The sequence below is a fragment of the Arthrobacter liuii genome (assembly GCF_014639275.1).
Lineage (GTDB): Bacteria > Actinomycetota > Actinomycetes > Actinomycetales > Micrococcaceae > Arthrobacter > Arthrobacter liuii.
Map to the genome: position 1 here is coordinate 208603 of NZ_BMFW01000004.1, position 25842 is coordinate 234444.

General features: G+C 65.5%; 23 protein-coding genes, 1 tRNA gene and 2 pseudogenes. 15 read left to right on the forward strand and 11 right to left on the reverse strand.

Translation table 11 applies throughout. The features are described from left to right. The first annotated feature begins 68 nt into the window (after positions 1–68). The 6 genes from IEW19_RS06860 to IEW19_RS06885 all read left to right on the forward strand — a co-directional run bounded on the left by IEW19_RS06860 (position 69) and on the right by IEW19_RS06885 (position 9837). Positions 69–1808, forward strand: a complete 1740-nt coding sequence (locus tag IEW19_RS06860) for a glycerol-3-phosphate dehydrogenase/oxidase (protein ID WP_188570902.1) — start codon at positions 69–71, stop codon at positions 1806–1808. Positions 1809–1848: 40 nt separating this feature from the next. Continuing rightward, positions 1849–2337 (forward strand): PTS sugar transporter subunit IIA, encoded by a 489-nt coding sequence (locus IEW19_RS06865; RefSeq protein WP_188570903.1) that lies wholly within the window; start codon positions 1849–1851, stop codon positions 2335–2337. A gap of 77 nt (positions 2338–2414) precedes the next feature. Then, positions 2415–3293: an SURF1 family protein gene (locus IEW19_RS06870; RefSeq protein ID WP_188570904.1), complete on the forward strand. Its 879-nt coding sequence runs from the start codon at positions 2415–2417 to the stop codon at positions 3291–3293. Continuing rightward, positions 3290–3799: a DUF3817 domain-containing protein gene (locus IEW19_RS06875; protein WP_188570905.1), complete on the forward strand. Its 510-nt coding sequence runs from the start codon at positions 3290–3292 to the stop codon at positions 3797–3799. Before IEW19_RS06870 ends, IEW19_RS06875 begins: the two co-directional genes overlap by 4 nt. 107 nt (positions 3800–3906) lie before the next feature. After that, positions 3907–5496 carry a glutamine-hydrolyzing GMP synthase gene (gene guaA / locus IEW19_RS06880; RefSeq protein WP_188570906.1) on the forward strand — a complete coding sequence of 530 codons (1590 nt, stop codon included), beginning with the start codon at positions 3907–3909 and terminating at the stop codon, positions 5494–5496. Positions 5497–5625: 129 nt separating this feature from the next. After that, positions 5626–9837 carry a DUF4011 domain-containing protein gene (locus tag IEW19_RS06885; protein WP_188570907.1) on the forward strand — a complete coding sequence of 1404 codons (4212 nt, stop codon included), beginning with the start codon at positions 5626–5628 and terminating at the stop codon, positions 9835–9837. A gap of 12 nt (positions 9838–9849) precedes the next feature. Here the strand turns inward: IEW19_RS06885 and IEW19_RS06890 are convergent, their stop codons facing one another. The 3 genes from IEW19_RS06890 to IEW19_RS06900 form a co-directional block, all read right to left on the reverse strand. After that, the gene (locus tag IEW19_RS06890; protein ID WP_188570908.1) at positions 9850–10578 is read right to left on the reverse strand and encodes an RcpC/CpaB family pilus assembly protein; all 729 of its coding nucleotides are present in this window, start codon (positions 10576–10578) and stop codon (positions 9850–9852) included. 112 nt (positions 10579–10690) lie between these two features. Beyond that, entirely contained in the window at positions 10691–10963 is a 273-nt protein-coding gene (locus tag IEW19_RS06895; RefSeq protein WP_188570909.1) for an FmdB family zinc ribbon protein, read from the reverse strand. Positions 10964–11073: 110 nt separating this feature from the next. Beyond that, positions 11074–11694, reverse strand: a complete 621-nt coding sequence (locus IEW19_RS06900; RefSeq protein WP_188570910.1) for a 5-formyltetrahydrofolate cyclo-ligase — start codon at positions 11692–11694, stop codon at positions 11074–11076. Positions 11695–11799: 105 nt separating this feature from the next. Between IEW19_RS06900 and galU the strand changes: the two genes are divergently transcribed. The 4 genes from galU (at position 11800) to IEW19_RS06920 (ending at position 14526) form a co-directional block, all read left to right on the forward strand. After that, positions 11800–12705: a UTP--glucose-1-phosphate uridylyltransferase GalU gene (gene galU, locus IEW19_RS06905; RefSeq protein ID WP_188570911.1), complete on the forward strand. Its 906-nt coding sequence runs from the start codon at positions 11800–11802 to the stop codon at positions 12703–12705. A gap of 4 nt (positions 12706–12709) precedes the next feature. Continuing rightward, on the forward strand, positions 12710–13330 hold the full coding sequence (locus tag IEW19_RS06910; RefSeq protein WP_188570912.1) for a GNAT family N-acetyltransferase: 621 nt from the start codon (positions 12710–12712) through the stop codon (positions 13328–13330). 106 nt (positions 13331–13436) lie between these two features. Further along, positions 13437–14357 (forward strand): hypothetical protein, encoded by a 921-nt coding sequence (locus IEW19_RS06915; protein WP_188571001.1) that lies wholly within the window; start codon positions 13437–13439, stop codon positions 14355–14357. A 96-nt stretch (positions 14358–14453) separates the two neighbouring features. Next, positions 14454–14526: transfer RNA gene (locus tag IEW19_RS06920), tRNA-Ala, on the forward strand. A 277-nt stretch (positions 14527–14803) separates the two neighbouring features. Here the strand turns inward: IEW19_RS06920 and IEW19_RS06925 are convergent. The 4 genes from IEW19_RS06925 to IEW19_RS06940 all read right to left on the reverse strand — a co-directional run bounded on the left by IEW19_RS06925 (position 14804) and on the right by IEW19_RS06940 (position 16506). Continuing rightward, the gene (locus IEW19_RS06925) at positions 14804–14956 is read right to left on the reverse strand and encodes a hypothetical protein (protein WP_188570913.1); all 153 of its coding nucleotides are present in this window, start codon (positions 14954–14956) and stop codon (positions 14804–14806) included. A gap of 9 nt (positions 14957–14965) precedes the next feature. Next, positions 14966–15262 carry a hypothetical protein gene (locus IEW19_RS06930; RefSeq protein ID WP_188570914.1) on the reverse strand — a complete coding sequence of 99 codons (297 nt, stop codon included), beginning with the start codon at positions 15260–15262 and terminating at the stop codon, positions 14966–14968. A gap of 120 nt (positions 15263–15382) precedes the next feature. Continuing rightward, a complete protein-coding gene (locus IEW19_RS06935; RefSeq protein ID WP_229748368.1) occupies positions 15383–16153 on the reverse strand; it encodes a hypothetical protein in 771 nt (256 codons plus the stop codon). Between the two features lie 86 nt (positions 16154–16239). Beyond that, positions 16240–16506, reverse strand: coding sequence for a hypothetical protein (locus tag IEW19_RS06940; RefSeq protein ID WP_188570916.1), 267 nt, complete (start codon positions 16504–16506; stop codon positions 16240–16242). 349 nt (positions 16507–16855) lie between these two features. On the opposite strand from IEW19_RS06940, the pseudogene IEW19_RS06945 reads away from it, so the two are divergent. Both IEW19_RS06945 and IEW19_RS06950 read left to right on the forward strand, forming a co-directional pair. Then, positions 16856–17429: pseudogene (locus IEW19_RS06945) on the forward strand (ribonucleotide-diphosphate reductase subunit beta); the annotation flags it as partial. A gap of 124 nt (positions 17430–17553) precedes the next feature. Continuing rightward, complete coding sequence (locus IEW19_RS06950) at positions 17554–19788, forward strand: S8 family serine peptidase (protein WP_188570917.1); 2235 nt, start codon at positions 17554–17556, stop codon at positions 19786–19788. Between the two features lie 566 nt (positions 19789–20354). Here IEW19_RS06950 and IEW19_RS06955 read toward each other — a convergent pair. Continuing rightward, a complete protein-coding gene (locus IEW19_RS06955) occupies positions 20355–21482 on the reverse strand; it encodes a T6SS phospholipase effector Tle1-like catalytic domain-containing protein (protein WP_188570918.1) in 1128 nt (375 codons plus the stop codon). Positions 21483–21536: 54 nt separating this feature from the next. Here IEW19_RS06955 and IEW19_RS23435 point away from each other — a divergent pair, with 54 nt between their 5' ends. Further along, positions 21537–21659, forward strand: coding sequence for a hypothetical protein (locus IEW19_RS23435; protein WP_373283570.1), 123 nt, complete (start codon positions 21537–21539; stop codon positions 21657–21659). A 76-nt stretch (positions 21660–21735) separates the two neighbouring features. Beyond that, on the forward strand, positions 21736–22491 hold the full coding sequence (locus IEW19_RS06960; protein ID WP_188570919.1) for a Pr6Pr family membrane protein: 756 nt from the start codon (positions 21736–21738) through the stop codon (positions 22489–22491). On the opposite strand, the pseudogene IEW19_RS06965 reads toward IEW19_RS06960, so the two are convergent. After that, a pseudogene (locus IEW19_RS06965) lies at positions 22469–23325 on the reverse strand (magnesium and cobalt transport protein CorA). The gene IEW19_RS06960 and the pseudogene IEW19_RS06965 sit on opposite strands and share 23 nt — an antisense overlap. Next, positions 23326–23820: an Lrp/AsnC family transcriptional regulator gene (locus tag IEW19_RS06970; RefSeq protein WP_188570920.1), complete on the reverse strand. Its 495-nt coding sequence runs from the start codon at positions 23818–23820 to the stop codon at positions 23326–23328. Positions 23821–23990: 170 nt separating this feature from the next. Here IEW19_RS06970 and IEW19_RS06975 point away from each other — a divergent pair, with 170 nt between their 5' ends. Next, entirely contained in the window at positions 23991–25238 is a 1248-nt protein-coding gene (locus IEW19_RS06975) for an MFS transporter (protein WP_188570921.1), read from the forward strand. A gap of 28 nt (positions 25239–25266) precedes the next feature. Here IEW19_RS06975 and IEW19_RS06980 read toward each other — a convergent pair whose 3' ends face one another. After that, positions 25267–25770, reverse strand: a complete 504-nt coding sequence (locus IEW19_RS06980; RefSeq protein ID WP_188570922.1) for an Lrp/AsnC family transcriptional regulator — start codon at positions 25768–25770, stop codon at positions 25267–25269. Between the last annotated feature and the right edge of the window lie 72 nt (positions 25771–25842).

The following is a 25842-nucleotide window of genomic DNA, read 5'->3' on the forward strand; positions in this document are numbered from 1 at the left end:
TGCCCAAAGCACGCCACTAGCAAGTAGTGTGGGCTTACTACCGGCACACGAGGCACTGGAGGCGTTCAATGAAGAGTGTTCCTGCAAATGGCGGGGCCCTTGGCCCGGAGGCCCGGGAAGCATCCATCCAGCGGCTGCGCGCCACCACGGAACCCGGCCAGGAACTGGACATCCTGATCGTGGGGGGCGGCATCGTTGGCGCGGGAGCGGCGCTGGATGCCGTCACCCGTGGGTTGAGCGTCGGCATCGTCGAGGCCAGCGACTGGGCTGCCGGCACGTCCTCCAGGTCGTCCAAACTGATCCACGGCGGCCTGCGCTACCTGGAAATGCTGGACTTCGCCCTGGTCAAGGAAGCCCTGCAGGAACGCGGGCTGCTGCTGTCCGAGCTCGCCCCGCACCTGGCCAGGCCGGTGCCGTTCCTGTATCCGCTCACCAAGCCGTTCATCGAGCGGCCCTATGTGGGCGCCGGCATCGCACTGTACGACGCCATGTCCATCTCCAGCGGACATAGCCGCGGCGTGCCGTTCCACAAGCACCTGAGCAAGCGCGGCACCCTGCGCGCGGCCCCCAGCCTGAAAAACGACGCGTTCGTCGGGTCCATCCGGTACTACGACGGCCAGGTGGATGACGCGAAATATGTGGCAAACCTGGTCCGTACCGCTGCCCACTACGGCGCCCACGCCGTGAACCAGATGGCGGTGGTGGACTTCCTGCGCGAGGGGGAGCGGGTGGTCGGAGCCAAGGTGGAGAACCGCGAGGACGGGACGCAGTTCAGCATCCGCGCCAAGCAGGTCATCAACGCGACCGGCGTATGGACCGACGAAACCCAAGCAATGGTGACCGACCGGGGCCAGTTGAAGGTCCGCGCCTCCAAGGGCATCCACCTGGTGGTTCCCCGCGACCGCTTCCAGTCAACCGTGGGGCTCATCCTGCGCACCGAGAAGTCGGTGCTGTTCGTCATCCCGTGGGGACGGCACTGGATCATCGGCACTACGGACACTGACTGGCACCTGGACAAGGCCCACCCCGCCGCTTCCAGCAAGGACATCGACTACGTCCTGGAACATGTCAACCAGGTGCTGAAGCGCCCACTGACCAGGGAGGACGTTGAAGGCGTCTATGCAGGCCTGCGGCCGCTGCTGGCCGGCGAAAACGACTCCACCGCCAAGCTCTCCCGCGAGCACGTGGTGGCGCACCCGGTTCCCGGCCTGGTGGTGGTGGCCGGCGGCAAGTGGACCACCTACCGCGTCATGGCGAAGGATGCTGTGGACGAGGCCACCCGCACCATGGACGAACGTGTCCCGCCCAGCTGCACAGAAACCATCCCGCTGCTGGGAGCCAGCGGCTTCCGTGCGGCGTGGAACCGCCGGAACCGCACCGCCGAGGAATCCGGGGTGCACGTGGCGCGGATCGAGCACCTGCTCAACCGATACGGATCAATGACCCCCGAAGTCCTGGCCATCATCGCGCAGAACCCGGAGCTGGCCGAGCCCATCCCGGGGGCCGACGACTACCTGCAGGCCGAAGCCGTCTACGCCGCCACGCACGAAGGTGCCCGCCACGTGCAGGACGTCCTCACGCGGCGCACCCGGATTTCCATCGAGGCCTGGGACCGCGGCGTGTCCGCCGCCCCCGTTGTCGCTAAACTGATGGGTGACGTCCTTGGCTGGAGTGACGCACAGCGTGAAAACGAGGTCCGCCACTACATCGCCCGCGTGGAAGCTGAACGCCTCAGCCAGCAACAGCCGGACGACGAATCCGCAGACGCCGCCCGCCTGGGCGCGGAAGACATCGTGCCCTTGCGCTGAGGGGCCGTTCGCCCCGCACTGCTGACTGAAGGGATACGCCTTGGCGGAACCACTTGACCCGTACGACGCCCACCTCACCACTGCCGACATGGTGATACTGGAGCTGGAGGCGAAGGACAAGACCGACGCCACCAACCAGCTGGCAGAACGGCTGCACGCTGCCGGGCGGATCTCGGATCTGGACGGGTTCCTGAAGAACGTCAACGCCCGGGAGCACCAACTGGCCACGGGGCTCCCGGGCGGTATCGGACTGCCGCACGCGCGCAGCGAATTCGTCTCCCAAACCTCCATCGCCGTCGGGATCGCCAAATACGGCCACGCGCTGGACTTCGGGGCTGCGGACGGCCCCGCCACGGTCATACTGCTGATTGCCACCCCGGCCAGCTCCTTTTCGGACCACCTGGAAGTGCTGGCCACCCTGGCGCGCTCGCTCTCCAAGGAATCCTTCCGTGAATCCCTGCGGCGCGCCTACGACGCCGAAGTGATCGCCGAGCTCATCAACTCAAGCCTGGTGTTCTTCGACCACTAGGCAGGCCCGGTCCCGAGCCAGGGCCCGGCCGTCCTTGCGTTTAGTTGTTCTACAGAAGTACGAAGTACGGTTAAGACGTGTGGAAAACAGCCCTTAAGCCCCGATGGATCGCAGGCTTTATCTTCGCGATCGCTCTGTCCGGGGTCTTCGTGCTGCTGAGCCAGTGGCAGTTCGGCCGCTCCACCCAACCCGAAGCGCCGGTCAATCCGGCCACCGAGCAGGTCCAGCCGCTCACAAGCACGCTCCAGCCGGGTGAGTTCTTCCACGGCAGTGTTGCAGACCAGATGGTCACCGCCGAGGGAACGTACAGTCCCGATAAGCAAGTGCTGGTTCCAGGCAGGCTCCACGACGGAAAGAGCGGCTACTGGGTAGTTTCGGCCTTTGCCGTCAACGGCGCCCCCGCCCTGAACGGAGCCGCCGCTTCGCCGCAGACCTGGATCCCGGTGGCACGCGGGTGGGTGGCGGAACCCGGGGACGCGGCAGCACCGCCGTCGGGCCTTGTTGAACTGACCGGGCGGCTGCTGCCGTCCGAAGCGCCGGTGGGAGGGAAAGCGCCCAAGCCGGGGGAGGCCTCGGCGGTTTCCGTGGCCGAACTCATCAACTACTGGGACGTGAGCAGCTACCCGGGCTTCGTGTCGGCGACCGCGGAAGTGGTGGGCGGCCAGGACGTCAGCGCCGCCGCCGTCCCGGGGAACCTCCTGCCGCTGGACATCGGTCCCCAGCCCCCGGCGCAGCACATTAACTGGCTCAACCTTTTCTACTCCATCGAGTGGGTCGTCTTCGCCGGCTTCGCCCTCTTCATCTGGTGGCGCCTTGTCAAGGACGACTACCACCGGGACCTCGAGGAGGCCCTCGACGAGGCCCAGGATTCCGCCACCGCAGAACAACAGCCCGACCCCCAGCAGCCTGAACACCAGCAGCAGCCTGACCCACACCAGCAGAAGGTACAGCCATGATTGATCCGAAACCGGCCACCCCCTCGTCGCAGGCATCCGGCGCCAAGACTTCCGGGAAAAAGCGCCGCTTCGGCGGTACCGAGGCCCAGATCCGGTCGGCCCTGAAGTTCTACAAGGTCATGGCCTACCTCACGGGTTCCATGCTGCTCTTGCTCTGTGCCGAGCTGGTGGCCCGGTATGGCTTCGGGCAGTACTTGTTCGCCGGCGGCACCAACGCGGCCACCGGTCAGCCGTTCGGCTTCGGATTCTCCGACGCAGAGCCGGCGGGGGTGCTTAACGGCGTGAACGTCTCGGTCACAGTGCTGATCGTGCACGGCTGGATGTACGTGGTCTACCTGATCTCAAACTTCCGGCTCTGGTCCCTGATGCGCTGGCCGTTCCTGAAGCTGGTCCTGCTGGCACTTGGCGGCGTTGTGCCGTTCCTGTCCTTCATCGTCGAGAAGAAGTTCCACGCCGAGGTGGAGGCCGAGCTGGCCGCCAATCCGCAGGCCCCACAGCGCTACTGAACAGGTTGCGGGGTACAGACGTCTCCGGGCGTTCTGCAGGCGTCTGCTGCGTCACAGCGCGGCTTCCCAAGGTGCGCCGGTGCAAGGGCGCAAAGTAGGCTGTTACGGTGACTACTCCCACTGCATCCCAGACTTCCCAGAAGCCGGTGCTGGTTGTTGATTACGGTGCCCAGTACGCGCAGCTGATTGCCCGCCGCGTCAGGGAAGCGAATGTGTATTCGGAAGTGGTTCCGCATACTTACTCCACCGAGCAACTCCTGGCCAAGAATCCCGCCGCCATCATCCTGTCCGGCGGACCTTCCAGCGTTTATGCCGACGGCGCCCCGAGCGTGGGTGCCGACCTTTTCGAAGCCGGTGTCCCCGTCTTTGGCATCTGCTACGGCTTCCAGGCCATGGCCAACGCCCTTGGCGGCAAAGTGGACAAGACCGGATTGCGGGAGTACGGATCCACGGAAACCACCATCCTTGGAGACGGCCGCTCGGTGCTTGAAGGCATGCCCCAGCACCAGAAGACGTGGATGAGCCACGGCGACTCCGTGCACCAGGCGCCTGCAGGGTTCGATGTCCTCGCGACGACGGCCGGCGCCGAAGTAGCAGCCTTCGCCAACGAGGAGAAGGGCCTTTTCGGCGTGCAGTGGCACCCGGAGGTCAAGCACTCCGAGTACGGCCAGCAGGTGCTGGAAAACTTCCTCTTCAAGGGCGCCAAGCTGGAGCCCAACTGGACCACCGGCAACATCCTGGAAGAGCAGGTGGAGCGCATCCGCCAGCAGGTTGGGGACGCCCGGGTCATCTGCGGCCTCTCCGGCGGCGTCGACTCCGCAGTGGCGGCAGCCCTTGTCCAGCGCGCAGTGGGCGACCAGCTCACCTGTGTGTTCGTGGACCATGGACTGCTGCGCGAAGGCGAAGCGGAGCAGGTGGAGCGCGACTTCGTGGCTGCCACCGGCGTGAAGCTGTACGTGGCCAATGAACAGGAACGCTTCCTCTCGGCGCTGGCCGGTGTCAGCGACCCGGAGACCAAGCGCAAGATCATCGGCCGCGAGTTCATCCGTGCCTTTGAAGAAGCCGAACTGGCCATCATCGCCGAGGCCGCCGCCCACGGCGAGAAGATCAAGTTCCTGGTCCAGGGCACCCTGTACCCGGACGTCGTCGAATCCGGTGGCGGCGAAGGTGCCGCAAACATCAAGAGCCACCACAACGTGGGCGGCCTCCCGGAGGACCTGCAGTTCGAGCTCGTTGAGCCGCTGCGCGCCCTGTTCAAGGACGAGGTCCGTGCCGTGGGCGCCCAGCTGGGACTGCCGCAGGAGATCGTTGGCCGCCAGCCGTTCCCCGGCCCCGGCCTGGGCATCCGGATCGTCGGCGACGTCACCAAGGAACGGCTGGACCTGCTGCGCAAAGCGGACGCCATCGCGCGCGCCGAGCTCACCGCTGCCGGCCTGGACAACGAGGTATGGCAGATGCCCGTGGTCCTGCTCGCGGACGTCCGCAGCGTTGGTGTCATGGGTGACGGCCGCACGTACGGCCACCCCATCGTGCTCCGTCCCGTTTCCTCCGAGGACGCCATGACGGCCGACTGGTCGCGCCTGCCCTACGATCTCCTGGCCAGGATTTCCAGCAGGATCACCAATGAGGTGGAAGGCGTCAACCGGGTGGTGCTGGACGTCACCAGCAAGCCGCCGGGAACCATCGAATGGGAATAGCATCCTAAGTGGCCGGCCTCCGCCAGCGGGGGCCGGCCACTGCTTTTCCCGGTTCAATCCTCCGCAATTTCCGGTGCTCCAGTGTTGCGGTCGCTCAAGTCCGGCACCTAAGCGGCTACTCTCGAATCTATGCCGGTATGGTCCAGGGCGTCACGTGCAAACGCAGAAAAGAAGGCAGAAGTGTCAGTTGGTCAAGGCCACCCGGAAGGCTCGGAGGAGCTTCGCAAATGGCTGTCCGGGCTTAAACCCGTCACCGGCGCGGACACAATGCTGCGCTTCACCAAAACACCTGAGGGGTCCATCGACCTCACCTCGGCACACCCGTCCGGGCTGGCCCAGCTCATGGCCGGGCGCCGCACACGCCTGTCCACGCTGATCCGGGACCGGCAGCAGTATGTGGTCGCCGCACGGGCTTCACGCAACATCCGGTCCAAGATCTTTGAACTCGCCAACGACCGCGGCATCGATGCCGGATACCTCTCCGCGGGCACTGTGGTGTGGACCTCCGCCGTAGGGGGCAAGCCCCAGCGCGTATCTGCCCCGGTCATGCTGACCGCCATCTCCCTCACGGTGCGGCCGGGGGAGGACGACTTCGAACTGCAGCTCACCGAACAGGCACACATCAACCCAGCCCTGGTGCGGCACCTGAAGAACATCCACGGGATCGTGTTCGACGTCAACGCCGTGACCCGCCTGGCCTACAGCACCGCCCGGTTCGACCCCCAGCCCGTCCTTGACCGGCTGGCCACCCTGATCCGGCCCATCCACGGCGCCGAAACCCAGCACAACCTCCTCGTATCGACCTTCGCCGACCTTTCCGGCAACCTTGACGATCCCTGGATCAACGACTCTCACCCCATTGTCTCCTCGCTGGCAACCGCCGCCGGCGGGGAAGTGGTGGACGTCGACGGGCCCGACCCCTCCCGCTTCCCGCACCTGGACAACAGGCACCCCCAGGAGGAGCTGCTGCTGCTGGACGCGGACACGGACCAGCAGTACGTCATTGATGCTGCCCGGGCGGGAGATTCCCTGGTGGTCAGCAGCCCGCCTGGCACGGGCCAGACCCAGACCGCCATCAACACCATCGGCGCCCTGGTGGACGCCGGGAAGACCGTTTTGGTGGTGGGCGACCGCCGCGCCAGCCTGAACGAGGTTTCCGGACAGCTGGAATCGCTGGGCCTGGATTCCATCTTGTTCCAGCTCACCGGGAACGTCACCGCCCAGCAGCTGAAGGGCCAGCTTGTCCGGGCAATCGTCCGCAACGAAAAGTCGCTGGAACCGCAGCTCGGGAACCTCCACGCCACGCTGACCGAACACCGGCACGCGCTGATGGACCACGTGGCGTCGCTTCACAACGTCCGCGACCGGTGGGGTTGCTCGCCCTACCAGGCCATGCAGTCCCTGGCCGAACTCACCTCCATCCACCCCGCCCCGGCTACCACCGTCAGGCTCAAACGAAGCGTCCTGGACAGCATCCGGGACCGTGAAGAACTGGCAGGCAGGCTCCGTCGTGCCGCAGAACTGGGCAGCTTCAGCAAGGCTGCCACCACCAGCCCCTGGCACGGAGCCAGGCTGCTGACCCGGAAGGAAACCGAGGAAGCCCAGGACCTGGTACGCTCCGTGGCCAAGAGCCTCCCCCTCCTGCGCGACCGCATGGACGCCGTTGCGGAGCACGCTGAGATCCGCTTGGGCGCATCGTTCGCCGAATGGGGCGAGCAGCTGGAACTGCTGGTTGCCGTCCGAGGCAGCCTGGACAAGTTCACGCCGGATATTTTCGACCGGCCCGTCACGGACCTGATCTCCGCTACGGCGCCGTCCGCGTGGCGGCGTGAGCGCGGCATCGAGATGGCGTCCATGCAGCGCTCCAGGCTGCGCCGGGTGGCCAAGGAATACGTTCGCCCGGGTGTACACATCGCGGACCTGCACTCATCCCTGGTGCTGGTCCAGGAACAGCGGGCCCTCTGGGCCGGCTACGCCACCACGCAGCGGCACCCCGCCGTCCCCTCCGGCCTGGCGGAAATGAACGCCATGTACCGGTCCCTGGACCAGGAGCTGGCACAGCTGGGGCAGGCACTGCGCCACACGGAGGACGGCGGCTCCCTGTCCACCGTTCCCTACGCGCAACTGATGGATCGCCTGGAACGCCTGGTGGCAGACACCGATACGCTCAAGACCCTGCCCGAACGCACGCTCCTCATCGAGAACATGCGTGAACACGGCCTGGGCGAACTCCTTGCCGACCTCGCCGAGCGGGAAGTGCCGGAAGGGTCCGTTGCGGCCGAGCTTGAACTGGCCTGGTGGCAGTCCGCACTCGAGGCAATGATCAGTGGCGACGACTACCTGGCCATGTCCGACGGCGACGCACTGCGCCAGCTCGAAGCGGAGTACCGGCTGGCGGACAACGCGCACGTCGCCAGCGGTGCCGCCCGCCTGCGGTGGGACTTGGCTGAGCGGTGGCGCGCGGCCATCGCTGCGCAGCCGCGCCAGGCCGGCCTCCTGCGGAGCCTGCTGAAGGACGGCCGGGTCTCCCTCCCGGCCCTGAGTGCACAGGCTCCGGACCTGATCGGCACATTGGTTCCGGTTTGGTCGGTCAGCCCATATCTGATGACGGGCCTGCTTCCGGCTGAGCAGCACTTTGACGCCGTCGTGATTCTTGATTCCGAGGCCACCTCGCTGCAGGCTGTCCTGCCGTCGATTGCCCGTGCGCGGCAGGTCATTGCCTTCGGAGACTCGCGCATCGCCACACCGCGGACGTTCACCGTGGGAGTGGAGCGCCTCGCACCAGGAGAGTCGGCCCACCATCGCGTGGAGAGCGCCTTTACTGCGCTCTCTGCAGTGCTCCCGGTATGGCGGCTCAACGTGGTGTACCGCGCCGTGGACGAGGACTTGGTCCTTCAGCTGAGCAAGAACTTTTACGACGGCGGCCTCCGCCGGCTGCCGGAAGGCCAGGCGGCCACGGGGCTGGACCGGTCCCTGCTGGTGGAATACCTGCCTGACGGTACCGGCCTTCCCAGTGCCGACCACGAAGGTGTCGAGTCCGTCGTCGCCGAGGTCAACCGGGTGGTGGAGCTGGTGTTCCAACATGCCCGCATGCGCCCGCGGACTTCACTGGCGGTGGTTACAGCCAGCCTGCGGCATGCTGCCAGGATCGGTGAGTCCATCCGGCTCCAGCTGTCCAACCAGCCGGGCCTGGCTGGGTTCTTCGGAGCCGGCGCGGAGTCCTTCCGTGTGGTTGATCTTGAACGCGCCCAGGGCCTGGTCCGCGACCACGTCATTTTCTCGCCGGGATTCGGACGGACTCCGCACGGCCGGGCACTTCACAACTTCGGGCCGCTGTCCGCTGAGGGCGGCCGGGAGAAATTTGCCCTGGCCATGACCAGGGCCCGCCGCTCCTTGCACGTGCTCACCTGCTTCCGGCCCGAGGACCTGGACCACACCCGGCTCACCCACGGAGCCGTGGACCTCTACACGCTGCTGGACCGGGAGATTTCCGGCAACACGGACCTGGGTACTCCAGCGTCCCGTGCCGCCGCCAGTGAGCAGGCTCTGGGCGCTGACCCTTTGGTGGCGGACCTGGGGGACCGGCTGCGCGCCCGCGGAGCCAGGGTTTGGCACCAGTACGACGGTGCCATCGACGTGGTTGCCGCCGCAGACCCCCTGAACACCATGGGCCAGGACGATTCAGACCTTCCGCGGCCCGTGGCCATCGAGTCCGACGGCACTGCCCAATACCGCACCATGAGCGTGCGGGAACGCAGCCGGCTTCGTCCGCAACTGCTGGAGCGCCTGGGATGGCGGTACATGCCGCTGTGGACCATTGAGGTGTTCACGGACCCCTCGTCCTGCGCGGACCGCATTGCCGGCTACCTGGGCCTGGAAAAGATGGTGCTGCCCGGCCGGACCACATCGTCGGTCGGGTTCCTTGACGACGACGTTGACCAGGCGCTCAATGGAATTGACGCCGCGCCGGCGGCCGGTGTTTCCTACCTGCCCCGTGGCGCCAGCGCGGACCGGGACAACGACGGCAAAGGCCGTCACGAAGCCGGCGGCAGCCGGCCCGGGGCCGGCGGAGTGAACGCCAAGGAGGCGCCCCCGATGACTGAAGAAAATGTACCAGAGAAAGACATGGCCCACGGAGAAAAGACCACAACGGAAGAAAACCCTGAAGCTGTCGTACCCGCCGGCGCCGAGGCAGCCACCACGGCGCCGGCCCACGCAGCAGGCCGCACCGAGGGCGTTCTTCCGACCAAGGCCGCTGAAGACGATGCCCGCAGCTGGGGCGACCGTGACGAAAACCATGACGCATGGTTGAAGGAACAGAAGCCGCCGCACTGGGGCTGACCCGCCATGGGTTTACGGCGGGCCGACCAGGACGAAGAACAGCCGGCCCTGGGTAGAGGCTCCGGCCAGGCGTGATGATTGTTCCGCGTTGGCTGCGACTACGATCAGCCCGTCCGTTTCACTGGTGCCCAGCCATTGTCCGCTCTGGCCGCCCTTGTTCGAGGTCCACAGAACGGGGACGGCAGACGCGAGCACTTCGGAGGGACCCTGCTGGTCGAACCCGTTGGCCGACGTAAGCACCACGTTGACGAGCTGGCCCGGAGAGACCAGCTGGATGGACGAGGCATCCGCCATCCGCAGTGGAACGGCGGCTGAACCGGGAGGGGTACCAGCCAGGAGTCCGGGCCCCAGGAGTTGGGCGTCGGTCAGGAGCTGGCCCTTGCGCATCGGCGCGGCGAGCTGCTTGCCCGCTGCTGCGGCATCATCCTTGAGGAAACCATCGGCCACCATTCCCGGCGGAACCTGCACGCGGGCCAGATTTGCGTCCGTCAGCACGGTTCCGGCGGGAAGATCCCGGACAGCACCCAGTGCGGTGACGGTGGAGAGCGGGGCAGGAGTGAGCTGCTGGACGGCGATGGCTGCAGCTGCGCACAACAGCAGTGCCGCGGCGAGGCGGCGGTTGCGGCTCAACCAGCCGGCAACCCGGGCCGGCAGGGGACGGTTCCCGGGGCGCCGGCTGATGTCACGGGCGCTGGCGGGGAACCGGAGGCCGTCACGGCGACGGCGGGAAAGTATGGGCATGCGCCCACGCTACGTGCGGGCAATCCGGCGGGGAACCGCGGCGACGGCTATGTGGACAAAGGCGGCCGGACGCTGGAACGCGCCCGGCCGCCGTCGTAATGGTTTGGCCGGCTCAGCTTGCGGCAGCTGCAGGTGCCGAAGCGGCGGGGGCGGCAGCGGGTGCAGCGGGAGCCGCCGCAGGTGCAGGGGAGACGGAGCTGCCCTTGGAATCGCGGGAGTCCGTGCGGTAGAAACCGGAGCCCTTGAAGACGACACCTACGCTGTTGAACTTCTTGCGCAACGTGCCCTGGCATTCGGGGCAGGACGTCAGGCTGCTGTCCGAGAACGACTGGACAATGTCGAAGGCGTGGCCGCAATCCTTGCAGGCGTAAGCATATGTTGGCACTGGTGCTCCTCCTCTTGGGCAAACGAGAGGTCCCGTGCTGCCAAGTGGAAACCATTAGCAGTCGCAGGGCCTGAGTGCTAATTCTATCACTGTGCCCGACCAGGCCAGGCTCAGTCGCCGCCCGCCAGCAGCCGGTACCCGGAAGGAACAAGGACCGCCGGGACCGGCCTGTCGAACTCCTCTGCGGGAATCCGGCCGGCGGGCAGCAATTCGTCGTCGTAGACAACAGCAGCCAACGGGATTTCCTTCCCGGCCGTGGCAAGGTGCCCCAGGAACTTGTCGTAGTACCCGCCGCCCTGGCCGATCCTGTTGCCCACAAGGTCCACTGCGGTGGCCGGAATGAAAAGCACTGATGCGCCGCCGGCCGTCTCCGGCCCGTGCCGGGGCCCTGCGGGTTCCAGGATCGGTGCGTATTTGCTGCGCTCGAATCCTGTGTCCGGGGTCCAGAGCACCCAGCTCAGCTCCCGCGCGGGTTCGCACACCGGAAGCAGCACCTGGTGGCCGCTGCGATGCAGGGCATGAATCAGCGGCAAGGTGGGTGGTTCATGGCCCACGCCCAGGTACACGCAGGCGATGCCAGGGCGGTCCCCGGTGACAGCCCCCGCCCATGCTTCCCCGTGCGTGGCCAGGGCCGAGCCCGCCGCCTCCAGTTGAGCCGGCGTCAGGCCCGCCCGCCGGCGCCGGTGGGCGGCCCGGATGTCGTCCTTGATGACGTTCGACTCCTGCAGCATGGTGTCCTCCCTGCATTGCCCGGTATGCGGCGGCCGTCAGCCTTATTGCCGGTTTGCCGCGCCGGGGGTTACTGAAATACTTGACGCTGACGTTAGATTAGTCCGGTGAACACCAGTAACCCCAGAGTCCGCAAAGCCGTCATTCCCGCAGCGGGCCTGGGCACCAGGTTCCTGCCTGCCACCAAGGCAATGCCCAAGGAAATGCTTCCCGTCGTGGACAAGCCTGCCATCCAGTATGTGGTGGAGGAAGCCGTCCATGTTGGCTTGAACGACGTGCTGATGATTACGGGCCGCAACAAACGGGCCTTGGAAGACCACTTTGACAGGGTGCCGTCCCTTGAATCGACCCTGGAGGACAAGGGCGATACAGAGAAACTTGCGTCCATCCAGGCCGCCAGCCAGCTGGGAGACATCCACTACGTCCGGCAGGGCGACCCCCACGGCCTGGGGCATGCCGTGCTCCGGGCCAAGCAGCACGTGGGCGATGAAGCCTTCGCGGTCCTGCTTGGCGACGACCTGATTGATGCACGCGACGAACTCCTCAGCGTCATAATTGACGTGCAGGCGAAAACGGGAGGTTCCGTCGTCGCCCTCATTGAAGTGGAACCCTCGCAGATCAGCGCCTACGGCTGCGCGGACGTCCAGGAGATTGACGGCGAAGACTACGTCCGTGTCAACCGGTTGGTGGAGAAGCCTTCCCCGGAGGAGGCGCCGTCCAATCTGGCGCTTATCGGACGTTATGTCCTGCACCCAGCCGTGTTCGGGGTCCTTGAGCACACCGAGCCCGGGCGGGGCGGCGAAATACAGCTGACGGATGCCCTTGAGGAACTTGCGTCCGGTGAGGGTGAGGGGTACGGGGTGTACGGCGTCGTGTTCCGTGGCCGCCGCTACGATACCGGCGACAAACTCAGCTACCTTAAAGCCTGTGTCCAGCTGGCCATCGACAGCGATGACCTGGGTCCGGGCCTCCGGGAATGGCTGCCGGGCTTCACGGCCGGCCTTTCCCGCTAGCATCATGCGCGCTGGTCCCATCTGGCCGGTCACCCTCGAGTCCGGCGACCTGGTCCTGCGGCCCATCCGGTACCGCGACAAGAAAGAGTGGACTGAGGTGCGGTCGCGGAACAGTGAGTGGCTGGCGCCGTGGGAGGCCTCCAACCCCGATCCGGGCGGCGGCCTCCCTGATTATCGGCAAATGGTCCGGTCGCTCAACCTGCAGGCCGCCCAGGCCACGGCACTGCCGTTTCTCATCACCGAGTGGCAGCCAGGGCTCAGGAACCCCGCGATCGTGGGCCAGCTGACGGTGTCTTCCATCGTCTGGGGGTCGGCCATGATGGCCACCCTGGGGTACTGGGTGGACCAGTCCCGCGCTGGACGGGGCATAGCCCCCACCTCCGTGGCGTTGGTGACGGACCATTGCTTCCGGGCCCTTGGCCTGCACCGGATGGAAATCAACATTCGGCCCGAGAACGGACCCAGCCTGCGCGTGGTGGAGAAACTGGGGTTCAGGGACGAGGGGTACCGGCCCCGCTTCCTTCACATCAACGGCAAGTGGGCCGACCACCGCTCGTTCGCCCTTACCTCGGAAGAAGTCCCGGAAGGCCTGCTGGGTCCCTGGCTGGCATCACGCCGGTCGTGAATCCAAGTGGTTTGCCAGCGAGGGCACGACACACCGCGGCTAATGCGGCCTGAGCCGGCATGATGCTCATACGGTTTTGAGTGTGGACTTCCCCCTTAGCAGCTCAGTGATCCTTGTGGTTGCCGTCGCGCTCTGGATTGTTTGGGTAGCCCCTTACGTCCTCAGGAACCGCAGGCACCAGTTCCAGCCCGCCGGCGACTTCCTGGCAGACGCCCCCGCCGATGAAAGGCCGGACCCGCAGGCCGGCCTCGTCCTGAACGTCGCCGCCCAGCAGGAGAAAGCCATGGAAGCCAGGAAGAGTGCCGCATCCGTTGCCCGCACTGCAAGCACCCCACCTCCGGCCCGGTTCCGCATCCGCTACGGCCCCACTGCCGTGGCCCTTGTCGGGCTGCTGTCCCTGGTCACTGCCTTCATTTCGGCTGTACTGCTTCCGTTCGGCATCGGTGCGCCCGCTCTTCCGCTCCTGTGCACGCTGCTGGCTGTCGGGTCGGTAGCGCTGCTGCGGTGGCTCGCTGTCCGCGACCGCAAGGCGAAGGTCAACGCGGCCTTCCGTTCTGCAATGAGTGCGCCGGCACGCCGCCCTGACACGGCCGAAACAATTCCGCCGAGGCCCGATGCCGCACCGGTCCTGCGGCCGGAAAGCCCCCTCTTCGATGCCGAAGCAGGCGAACCCAGGATCAAGCCGCTGACGGCAACGGAGCTCCGTGAGGCAGCCCTCGCCGTCGCTGTAGCTGCCGGCGACACCAGTGCTGCAGCTGCTGCGTCTGCCGCCCCGTCAAGCACCCCCTGGGAACCTGTGGAAGTCCCTAAGCCCGTTTACGTGGAGGCAGCCAAGGCTGAGCGTCCCGACCCCAAGCCGCTCGACCTTCCGGAAGCCCCCAAAGCGGTTGGAAAGCCCTCCCTGAAGCAGGGCGCTACCGCGGCGCCGGCGGCAGAGGCTGCCACCGCAGCGGAAGCGCAGCAGCTGTCCAAGGCACAAAGCGCCCTGAGCAACCTCGACGACGTCCTCCAGCGCCGCCGCGCGTAGGCCCGCGTCAATTGGCGTTGGGCCGGGAAAATTTGTAGCCTAGGGACACCGGTTCCGCACGAGCCTGGAGTACCTTGCAGGATGCCGCGGATCCCGGGGGCTATAGCTCAGTTGGTAGAGCGCTTCGTTCGCATCGAAGAGGTCAGGAGTTCGAATCTCCTTAGCTCCACAATTTGCAGGGGTCTTCCGGTGGAAGTGATGGCCGGATAAACACTTTGGTAACACTTTGGGTCAGATGCCTGATGCCGTTCATGTTTGGGAAAGAGTGTCATGACGACATCCTGGGCCCGCCGGTACGCTTCGCTGGCCCATCTTCCGAACGCGCAGAAGCGTCCCCATGCGGCGGAAGTTCTTTCCACGTGATTGGGCCAGAGGGTAGTAACCCCACCTCGGGCTGGATACCAGCTCAAGGGCCGAAAGGGCCGTGGCTGGCACAGCCCGTCCTTTCAGTGGCACGGACGGGAACAACTGGCCACTGCGCCCATGTACTCGTAATCTGGCTCCAGATCTTCATATCTGCCCGCCGCGGCTGCAGCCTCTTCCTCAGCGCGGATGCTGCCCATCATCGCCGCGAAACCTTCCGGGTCAAACTTCACCATCCCCGCACCCTATGAGCACGCTCCGACAGTGGGTCCGAGACCCGCGTCGCAACGTAGTAGCTCATTCCGCTGGGGTTGGCTACGATACGACATCGCAGCACTCACGGTGAGCAGAGCCCCGGTGACGAGGCCGATGGGGCTGATGCTCCACAGGCCCATGCCGAGCTCCTGGGCGTGCGGCAGGAAGGGCGCCTTGTCGGCAAACAGGGTCAGGTCAACGTGGACCTGCGAGGGCAGGGCAACCCAGGCGGCGGCGCCGCAGGTTGCGTGGTGGGCTCCCAACATGGTGGCGGGGCGTCCTTTCACATCGGAAGAATTCGGTCTTCCCTTGATGTGTGCGGCCATCGCCCGACGGCTCACCAGAGACGACAAAGGCCGGGCCACCGGTGAAGGTTGCCCGGCCTGAGCCGTAAAGGATGCTTCCGGTTATGCGGCCGGCGCTGCAGCCTTCTGTACGAGTGCCTGGACCATCTTCTGGACCTGGGCGCCGTAACCGCCATTCAAGGCAGTGTCCTTGATCTTGGTGGCCAGCGCGTCGGCGTCGGCCGGGGCGGCGTTCTTCAGGTTGGTCAGGTCAGCCTGCAGGTTCGCGGGCAGCTTGGCGAACAGGTCCGGGTGGCCAATCAGTTGGTCGGCGGCCTTCTGGAGCGCAGCACCCGGGTGGTCGGAGGTCAACGCGGTCCGCAGCTCCTGGCGCAGACCATCTTCTCCGGCCTCAGCCTGGCCGGACTCGCCGGCCTCGCCGTTCAGGGCGTTCTGGGCGCGCTGCTGGATCTCGGCGCCGTAGCCGCCGGAGAGGGCGGTGGTCTTGATCTTGTAGGCGTCCGCGACCCGGTCAGCGGGGGCAGCGTCCTTGAGGGCCGTGATGTCAGCCTGCAGCGCGGCAGGCAGCTTGTTGAACAGCTGCGGGTGGTTCACCAGTGCCGTGGCTGCCTTGGCGGCACGGTCACCGACGGACTGCGGGCTGTCGGCGCTGAGGTTCAGGAACAGTCCCAGACCGCCGTGCGCGCCTTCGTTGTGGTCCGAACCCTGACCCCAGGCCTTCGCCGAGTGGGATGCGGAAGCAGTTGAGCTTGTTGAGGCGCTGGGGGAGGCTGATGCGGCGCCAACACCCATTGAGACCATGCCGCCGGCAGCCAGGATTGCGGCTGCGCCGACTCCGATGCGGGTTTTCATTGACGGAATTGATGACTTCATTACTGAATGTCCTTCTATTCGTTTCGTGTCGCTTCGTACCGCCGCGGACCCCAGTCGATCCGCGACGGCATCAACACTAAGGCTGCTTACTGAGTGGCACCTGAATGCGGCTGGGTGCGTCCTTGTGCATACTGGACGGCCCGATCCCGTGCCAGCAGCTCCTCGATGACGCGCTGGCCGGCGCTGCGTTCACGCGTGACCAGTGAGCCCATCAGGTCCACGGCGACGGCAGCCACCGGTGTCCGGCCTTCGGTGAAGGGTTCCTCCAGCTCGACCCCGTGGATGATGGCGTTGCCGGAACGGTCCTCAACCAGGCCGAACGAGTCGGCCAGGGCTTTGGCGTCCCCAGCCATGATGTAGCCTTCGGCATGACCGCATGCCGCTGCCTCCGGTCATGCCGAACGTTTCGGCGCTGGATTGGTCGCGCATGGCAGTCGCGGCGCTGGCGATCAGGTAATCGGAGAGTGCGACCAGGGCGTCTGGCGTTGCACGGTATCGGAAGGTCTGGTCCTTATTCCGCCGGTCTGATGCCAATGGCGGACACACTCAGGGGTCATAACCTCCAGCGAGGGCCTCTCGTGTCGGTAGTTCTTCCCGAAACCACCCGTGGGGCCTTGGCCGCATAGATAACCCCTGAGACATCCTTCTGAAGCGGGTCACCCACGGGCGGCCCGGTCTTCAGGACTCGGAACACGATCAGGAATAAACACCCATGGGGACCTCAAGCTCGTCCCGCAATCCCACGCCATCAACTGGAACCGCATCCAGGATGAGAAGGACGTCGACGTCTGGAACCGCCTCGTGAACAACTTCTGGCTGCCGGCCTGACCCTGCTGGACACCATCCAGGGCACCGTAAGCGCCATCTCCCTGATCCCGGACGCCATCACCGATCGAGGCCGCCGTCTACACGAACATCGCGTTCATGGAATCCGTCCACGCGAAGCCCTCCTCATCGATCTTCTCTACGCTGTGCTCCAGCAAGGAGATCGACGAAGCCTTCCGCTGGTCGGTCGAGAACGAGCACCTTCAGAAGAAGGCGCAAATCGTCATGGACTACTCCAAGGGCGACGACCCGCTCAAGCACAAGGTCGCGTCCACCCTGCGAAGGCTTCCTGTTCTACTCCGGCTTCTACCTGCCGATGTACTGGTCCTCCCGCGCCAAGCTCACGAACACCGCTGACCTGATCCGCCTCATCATCAAGGACGAGGCAGTCCACGGCTACTACATCGGCTACAAGTTCCAGAAGGGCCTGGAAAACGAATCCGAAGCCCGCACGCCACAGTGACTCCGAACCGAATTCTGCTCGCCATTGATCATCACTGCCCTGGACAGCCCAAACCGCTGCCGCCCTGTAGGCTCACTGGTGGAACTGTAGGGACCTAGGGGTGGATTAACGCATGAAGACTGTCATGACCAAAACCCGCACAGCTGCGAGGATCCTGGGGCTGTTTGCTGCGGCCGCGCTTCTTGGTCCTGCCATGGCGACTAATGCCAGCGCCGCAGATACACCAGTTGTGCCTCCTCCTGCCGCGGAAAAGGCAGCAACAGCCCCGCAGCTGCCTACCGATCAGTTCATCGTGAAGTTCAAGCCGTCCGCAGCTGGCAGTCCAGCGGAGCGGGACAAGACTTACAGGAAGGCTGCCGGCACTGCCTCCGTTGGCGTCAAGGAAATAAAAAACACCGCCAGTGACGCCAAGGTAGTTAAAGCAAGCCACCGGCTCAGTGCCGAGGAGTCCACGCGCGTGCTGGAGAGCATCGCTGCGGACAACAATGTGGCCTCGGTGGAGCCGGACATCCTCATGCATCCGACATCCACCCCCAACGACACCTACTACTCCAAGCAGTGGGCACTGTCCGATCCGACTGCCGGCATCCGGGTCCCGTCCGTCTGGGACAAGACGACGGGCACAGGGCAGATCGTCGCGGTGATCGACACCGGCATCACGGCACACAGCGATCTCAACGCGAACGTCATCGCTGGCTATGACATGATCGCTGATCCGACGGCTTCGGGTGATGGCGACGGGAGGGACCCAGACCCCTCTGACCCGGGCGACTACCGGACCTCAGGAGCCTGCGGGTCCACCTCAGCCGCCAACTCGTCCTGGCACGGCACCCATGTTGCCGGGATCATCGCCGCCGTGGCCAACAACGGGGAGGGCGTCACCGGAGGGGCTCCGGGCGTGAAGATTGAGCCGGTCCGCGCACTCGGTGACTGCGGCGGCTACCTCTCCGACGTGTCCGACAGCATCACCTGGGCCTCAGGAGGAGCCGTCACTGGGGTACCCGCCAATGCCAATCCGGCGGAAACGATTAACCTCAGCGTCGGTGGAACTGCCGCCTGCTCGTCAACCCTGCAGGCTGCCATTGATGGGGCCGTCAGCCGCGGCTCCACCGTCTTTGTGGCCGCAGGCAACGAGAGCCAACCCGCGGCAAATAATGCACCGGCAAACTGCAACAACGTTGTCACCGTCGCAGCCTCCAACCAGTCCGGGTCCAAGGCGTCGTACTCGAACTACGGTGCCGCCGTCGACGTCGTGGCACCGGGAGGCGACACGGGAGCCGGGATCCTCTCCACGTATAACGCCGGAACAACAACCCCAGGGGCGGAGACCTATGGCTACATGATGGGAACGTCAATGGCCACCCCGATGGCCGCCTCGGTGGGCGCCCTGATGAAGGCCGCTGATCCGTCTCTGACGCCAGCCCAGATCAAAGCGAAACTCAAGGCAACGGCCAGGGCCCTTCCTGGGACCTGTTCAGGAGGCTGCGGTGCCGGCCTGATCGACGCCTCGGCCGCGGTGGTTTTCCCCGGCGCGCCGGCTGCACCCCCGACACCCATCGCCGCGAAGGCAGCTTCGCTGAACGGTGCCCTGGGAGCAGCCACCACCGGTGAGATCTATGGGCTCAAGGACAGCGGGGGATACCAATGCTTCGAGTACGGATGCATCCTCTATTCGCCGGCATCGGGAGCGCATGTCTCAAAGGGTGCGATACGGGACCTCTGGGCGCAGACAGGCTATGAGAACGGTAGTCTGGGCTATCCGGTCACGGATGAGGTGGCAGGCATCCGTGACGGTGGTGTCTACCAGAACTACCAGGGCGGGGCCATCATCTGGTCACCGGCCACCGGGGCGCATATCTCCGTCGGGGCCATCCGCGGCCTCTGGGCGCAGACCGGATTCGAGAACGGCGCCCTGGGCTACCCCGTGACCAATGAGGTCTCTGGCCTCCGTGACGGTGGTGTCTACCAGAACTACCAGGGCGGTGCCATCATCTGGTCACCGGCGACCGGAGCCCACATCTCGGTCGGGGCCATCCGCGGTGAATGGGCAGCCACCGGGTTTGAGGGTGGCCGTTTGGGCTACCCGGTCACCGACGAAGTGGCAGGACTCCGCGACGGCGGCGTCTACCAGAACTACCAAGGCGGCGCGATCATCTGGTCACCGGCAACCGGGGCGCACCTCTCGGTCGGGGCCATTCGCTCCTTCTGGGCCTCGACAGGGTTCGAATCCGGACGCCTTGGCTACCCGACGAGCGACGAGTACCCGACCGGCAACGACGGAAGCGTGGCCCAGAACTACCAGGGCGGTGTCATCCACTTCACCCCGGGCGGTGTCTACATCTCCTGACCACAGTGGGGCACCTTGCCTGATCCGGGTCCCTCTCCTCGGGCTGATCGCGCTTCTTGAGGGTCTCGATCAACGGATTGAACCCGTCGTCGCCGGTAGCCTCTGCGATGCCGCGCAGCTGCTCGGCCACCTCTCGCCAGATGCCCGCGCCAAGTCTTCGAGGGCGTAGACAACTGCGCCGTCCTCCTGGTGGTAGTAGACGCGCCCCTTCCGCTGAGTCGCCCAATTGGCCAGCGTGCCCGTGGACCGTCGCAGGTATCGAGCAGCTTCGCGGCGTGTCAGGAGCCTCGTTGGGATCCTCGGGTCGTTGAGACCGATCCATCGTATGTGTTCACGGTGTTCTCTATGCGTCCCGTGTCCCGACGGCCGACACTTTCTGCATGACCGTCGGAATAACACTTTGCCCGTGAACTCACGTAAATCCTGCATGAGCCAGCGTGACCTGGCGTGAAACCCGAACTGGGAGTTCCGGCGGCTGACGGCCGTATCGTGACTGGGGATGACCTCGAGTTATCCAGAGTTCGCAGCGAAGAGGTCAGGAGTTCGAATCTCCTTAGCTCCGCAATTCAGGCCCCGCTCAATGTAGGTCCCGTTGCTGACCGCGTAATGGTGTCTTCGGGGCCGGACTCCGAATGAAAACGGGCTGGCGGGCCGTTCTCCAAAAAACGGGTCAGATTGGGTGGACGGTAGTTGGGATCGTCCTCATGGCGCTTCAGTGCTGACTCCGACACCCGTTCATGCGCCGGATCGGTCGTGCCCATCGGCCGGACATAGGCAGGAAGCAACCTCCAGAAACCCGTACGGGATTCCTGAATCGGCGCCCAATCGCCGGCCTGTTCCAAGGCAATGTCCGTGAAAGCGTCAGGGCGGAATACCAGACCGCAGCTACGGGCGCGGTCAACGATCCATTCCAGGGCAATGTCGGACAGGCTGGTGCTGCGGTTGCCCCCGCCCACATCGCCGTGGGTGCCGGTGAACCAGACCTGTTCCAGCCTTTGGCTGCCGGCCCCATCCTGTTGATGCCAGAGTGCCGGCGCAAACGGCTTGCGTTTCTCGTCAATGGCCAGGGCCTGGAAGGCGTTGTCAACACTGGTCGACAAGTCCGCATCGTGGAATGCCCATCTGTTGTTGAACCGGTCGATAATCGGGACCCCGGTGAGCGGGATGCCGAGGGCTCCCACCGTGTCCCAGACCGCGATGCAGTGGATCCGGGTCTCATGTGAGAAGGACCGGCGAAACAGCGTCGCTTCGACCGAGCGCGGGTTGGTGGTGGGAGTCCTGTCCCTGTACAGGGCGTACGCCTCGGTAAGTCTGCTCCGGAAACGTCGTCGCAGGATGCCGGCGTTCCTGATCAGCCCTGCTGTACTTCTGGCTGTGTATGCGCCCCGGCTGAAGCCTAAAAGAAACAGTTCGTCCCCGGGCTGGAAGTTTCCCATAATGTAGCGGTAGGCGGCCAAGACGTCATGGGAGAGCCCGGCGCCGAAGGCCCCGCCGCCGATCCGGTCCTGGCGGCCCGTGCCGACGCCGCGATGGTAAAAGACCCTTTGTTCCACCGCCCTGCCGTTGTCGTTCCTGCCCACTGCATCAATTCCGAGCGCCAGCTTGGTGACGTTGGTGGGGCAGGGTTGCCCGTCTGCAGTTTGGTCAGGCGTCGCCCACGTTCCGTCGCAGCACACGATGATGCGTTTGGTCATGTCGTCTTCCTGGAAATCCGGTCTTCGATTCGGGCATTGCCACGTCTATGTGGGTTGCAATCGGTATACACCCGGACAGGATTCCCGTCCATCGCAGGCTTCGTGGTGAACGGCCTTCCCTGGCTTGCGCTCATCGGCCTGGTCCTGTTCGTGGCCACCGGCGTCTGGGGCGGCTGAAGCGTAAGGCCAACGCCTGACCTTTGACCGCCGAAGGACCCTGGCTGTTCTCCAGTAACGGCGGCACTCTTGGTCCATGAGCGTCACAGAGAAGGCGGACCGCCTCACACCGTTAGTCCCTCCGGTCCGGCGCAACCTTGCTGCCAACTACGCGCTGCACCCTGATCGTCCCTGGATCCGCGCCGTCCGGATCCTGGTGGGGCTCTTCGTGGTCGTCGCACTCGTCCAAAAGACCTTTGATGCCGCCCTGCCCGGCAATGACGTGGACATCCCCCAGCTGTACTCGGAGTTCACAGTGCAGGGAAACCTTGTCCTGGGGCTTGTCCTGATCATGTCAGGGGCACGGCGGCGGAACCGGTTGCCGGGGTGGTGGGACCATCTGTTCGGTGCTCTGGTCCTGTACCTGGTGATGACGGGGGTCATCTATGTGGGGCTGGTGGCACCGCCGGGAGAGCCGTGGTGGAGCTGGGACTTGTACTGGCCGCAGATGGCCCACCACCGCCTGGCCCCCCTGGTAACTGCCCTGGACTGGCTGCTGGTAATCCGGACGATCCGCGGTCCCTGGTGGCGGCCGCTTGCCTGGCTGGGCTATCCGGTGGTGTTCCTTGCGTTCTCCTGGATCCGCGGCGGCATTGACGGGTGGTACGTCTACGACTTTCTTGACCCCACCCTCGACGGCGGCTGGGCGAGGGTGCTGGGCGCCACCGCCCAGGTTCTCATCGCGTTCCTGGTCGCTTCCTTGCTGGTCCACGCCGCAGGCAATGCGCGGGTGGCCCTCGCCACCGGACGGCAATCCCGGCAGAAGGGGCCTAGATCCAGCCCTTCTTCTTGAAGATTCCGTACATGAGGGCGCCGGCCGCAACCATGAGGATCAAGGCGTAGGGATAGCCCGCGGCCCAGTGGAGTTCGGGCATGTTGTCGAAGTTCATGCCGTAGATCCCGGCAACGAATGACGGCGCGAACAGGATTGCCGCCCAGGACGAGATTTTCTTGACCTGTTCGTTCTGCTCGGTGCTGACGTCATTTTGCCGGTTCGCGGTCAGGGTTCCATCCAGCGTCAGCGCGTTCTGCGGCAAGTCCCGTAAGGAGCCTACCCGGGAGATTGGCCGCTCAACATGATCTTCCATGTCGCGCAGGCTGTGCCGCAGGTCAGTTTCCACCTGGTACTTCTCGAAGCCCCGCTTCAGCTGGTCCAGCATATCCGGCAGGGGGTGGATGGCGCGCTGGAACTGGATGACCTCGCGTGCCAGCTCATAGATCCGGCGTGATACCGAGGAATCCCCGCTGAACAGCTGGTCCTCGATTTCGTCAATGTCGTTCTCCAGCCCCGCCACCACCGGCGCGTAGTCATCCACCACGCGGTCCAGCAGGGCAGACAACACGGCTTCGGGCCCATGCTGCAGGAGGGCCGGCCGCAGGACGGTGAACAGGTTGTCGTCGTAACGCTCAAGCTTGGGCCGCTGGTGGGCTGAGACGGCATCCTCCACTGCCAGGGCGTGGAGCCCGAACTCGTTGGCGACGGCGGTCATTTCCTCCGCCGGGGCCGGTAGGGCCCCATCCACGCCATGCCGCCGTGGCGGGCCAGCGTCTCGAAGGTCTGGTCGAGGCTTTGGGGCTCAGCATGGCGGACGCCGTTGACGCAGACGGCGTTATCGATGATGGTCATTCAGGAAATCCTAGCCGCCGGAGCTGCCGCACTGCTGAGGCCGCCGATGAGCGGTTCGGTCCGGTAGGGGATATGGGTATGCAGGGCCAGCACAGTCTCCGTGCGGATGACACCCTTGATCCTCAGGACCTGCCGCAGGGACGACTGCAGGTTGTGGGTGTCTGTGGCCACCACCCGGCACCAGACGTCACCGCGGCCGGAAATCTCGTGGACTTCCAGGACCTGCGGGATAAGCCGCAGCGCCGCTACAACACCGTCGAGCTCGCGGTGGGAGACTTCGATGGTCACGAAGGCCACGACGTCATAGCCCACCGCCTCAAGGTCCACTTCGCGGCCGCCCGGGCGCAGCACCCCGGCACGGAACAGGCGGCGCATGCGTGACTGGGCCGTATTGCGGGCGATGCCCAGGGACTCGCTGAGCTCACCGATCTGGATCCGGGGATCCCTGATGAGGGCCAGGAGGATCTTCAGGTCCGTGGGGTCCAGATTGTTCAAAACCGTCACTCTCCATCATGTTGGAATCCACAAGTTGATGATTCTGCTCAATTATCTCCACAATTTCGGATGGATAGGGCAGAGGTGCCGCACCCTTGACTCATCACAGTTGTATCCGCGCCGGGTTCCCACAAGGACAAACCCGCCGCGGCGACCCCTAAGGCGGCACATTGACGGTCTTCAGCGAACTTCGCATGCGCCCCGCAGCGGCCACGGCCAGCGGGTGGAATGCCTCCACCACAGCGCGCCTGGTGATTTCGGGGGCCGCCATCTTCATGCTCCTGGTGGGCGCCAACCTCGCAACGCCGCTTTACCCGCTCCTGCAGGCCAACCTGGGACTGTCAAGCCTGGACGTGACCGCAGCTTTCGCCAGCTACGTCCTGGCGTTGGTTGGAACGCTGCTCCTGGCCGGGCACTGGTCGGACCATATCGGCCGCCGGGCTGCCCTGCTGCTCGCTGTGCTGACAGGGCTCGCAGGCAACTGGATCTTTGCGGAAGCTCAAACTTTGGCTGCCCTGTGCGCCGGCCGGGCCTTTCAGGGCATGGCTGTTGCCCTTGCCACGGGGGCCAGTGCGGCTGCCCTGCGTGAGCTGCTCCCGTCCCGCCCTGAGTGGGCCTCGCGCTTCACCCTGCTGGCGTCTTCCGGCGGAGTGGCGGCGGGCCCTGTGATCGGCGGCCTGCTGTCGCTGCTTCCCGGTGCCACCACCGCTCCCTATGCAGTGCACTCGTTGCTGCTGGCCGGGTTCCTGGTGCCGCTGTACCTGATCCGCGCACGCCCCGCCATCATGGTGCCGGCAGCATCCCGGCCGCTGCACGCCCTGGCGCCGCGCCGCCCTTCCGTTTCCCGCCAGGCGAGGGGCGCTTTCTGGCTGGCGTCCGGCGTCGGCTTCCTGAGCTTTGCCGTGTTCGGCTTCTCCCTGTCACTGGCTCCCGGCTACTTCGCGCAGGTTCTCGGGACTGACTCCCGGCCGCTGATCGGCGTGCTGGCGGGCCTGCCGCTCGGGGCGTCAGCCCTGAGCCAGCTGGTGACCGTGCGCGGCCGGCAGATAGTGCCCGCTGGCCTGGCCGTCCTGGGGGTCTCGGTCATGCTGCTGGGAACTGCCGGCGCTTGGCACAGTCCGCTGCTGCTGGTGGGGGCCGCCATTACCGCCGGGTTGGGGCAGGGGCTGGCGTTCCGGACCGTCTTCAACGAGGTGGCAGCCAGGGTGGAACCGGCGCGCCACGCCCAAATCATCAGCACCGTCTACGTCATCACGTACCTGGGGAGTGCGGTGCCGGTCCTGGGACTGGGCTGGGCCAGCGCCGTACTCGGGATGGCAGCAGCCGTGCAGGGCTTCGTCCTGCTGTGCGGCACGGCGGCACTGGGGCTGGCTGTTGCGACAGTGGTCCACTCGGCAAGGCAGCAAGCCGCGGCCTGAGGCACGCGGTCCTGGCCGCGCTGGCCGCCTAGTCTGGCAGCGGGCCGTGGTTGCCCTGGATGTGTTCGAAAACCAGGGTGGTTTCGGTGTGGCCCACCACGGGGTCGGTGGCCAGGTTGTCCAGCACCCAGTCCCGCAGGTCTTCGGTGCTTCCGACGGCGATGTGCAGCAGGTAGTCCACGGAACCTGACGTGTGGAACGTGGACAGCACGGCGGGCAGGTGCGGCACGCGTGCGGTGAAACGGTCGATCTGGTCCCGGTCGTGGGCGCGGAGCCGCACGGCCACCAGCGCCTGCACGGACCTGCCGATGGCTGACAGGCTAAGCTTTGCCTCGTAGCCCTGCACGATGCCCCGTTCCGAGAGCGCGCGGGTGCGCATCAGGGCCGTGGACGGCGCAATCCCCACCATTTCGGCGAGCTGCTTGTTGGATATCCTGGCATCTGCCACCAGGGCGGCCAGGAGGCGTTCGTCAATGGCATCCAACGGCTCCAGGTGCGCCCCGGGCCTGGTGTTCCTGGGATTCGTACTCACTGCGGTTCCTTCCAAGCGGTCCTGGGTTTCATCCTAGACCGCAGATTCGCCGCCTTCCGCGCAGCAGGCGCA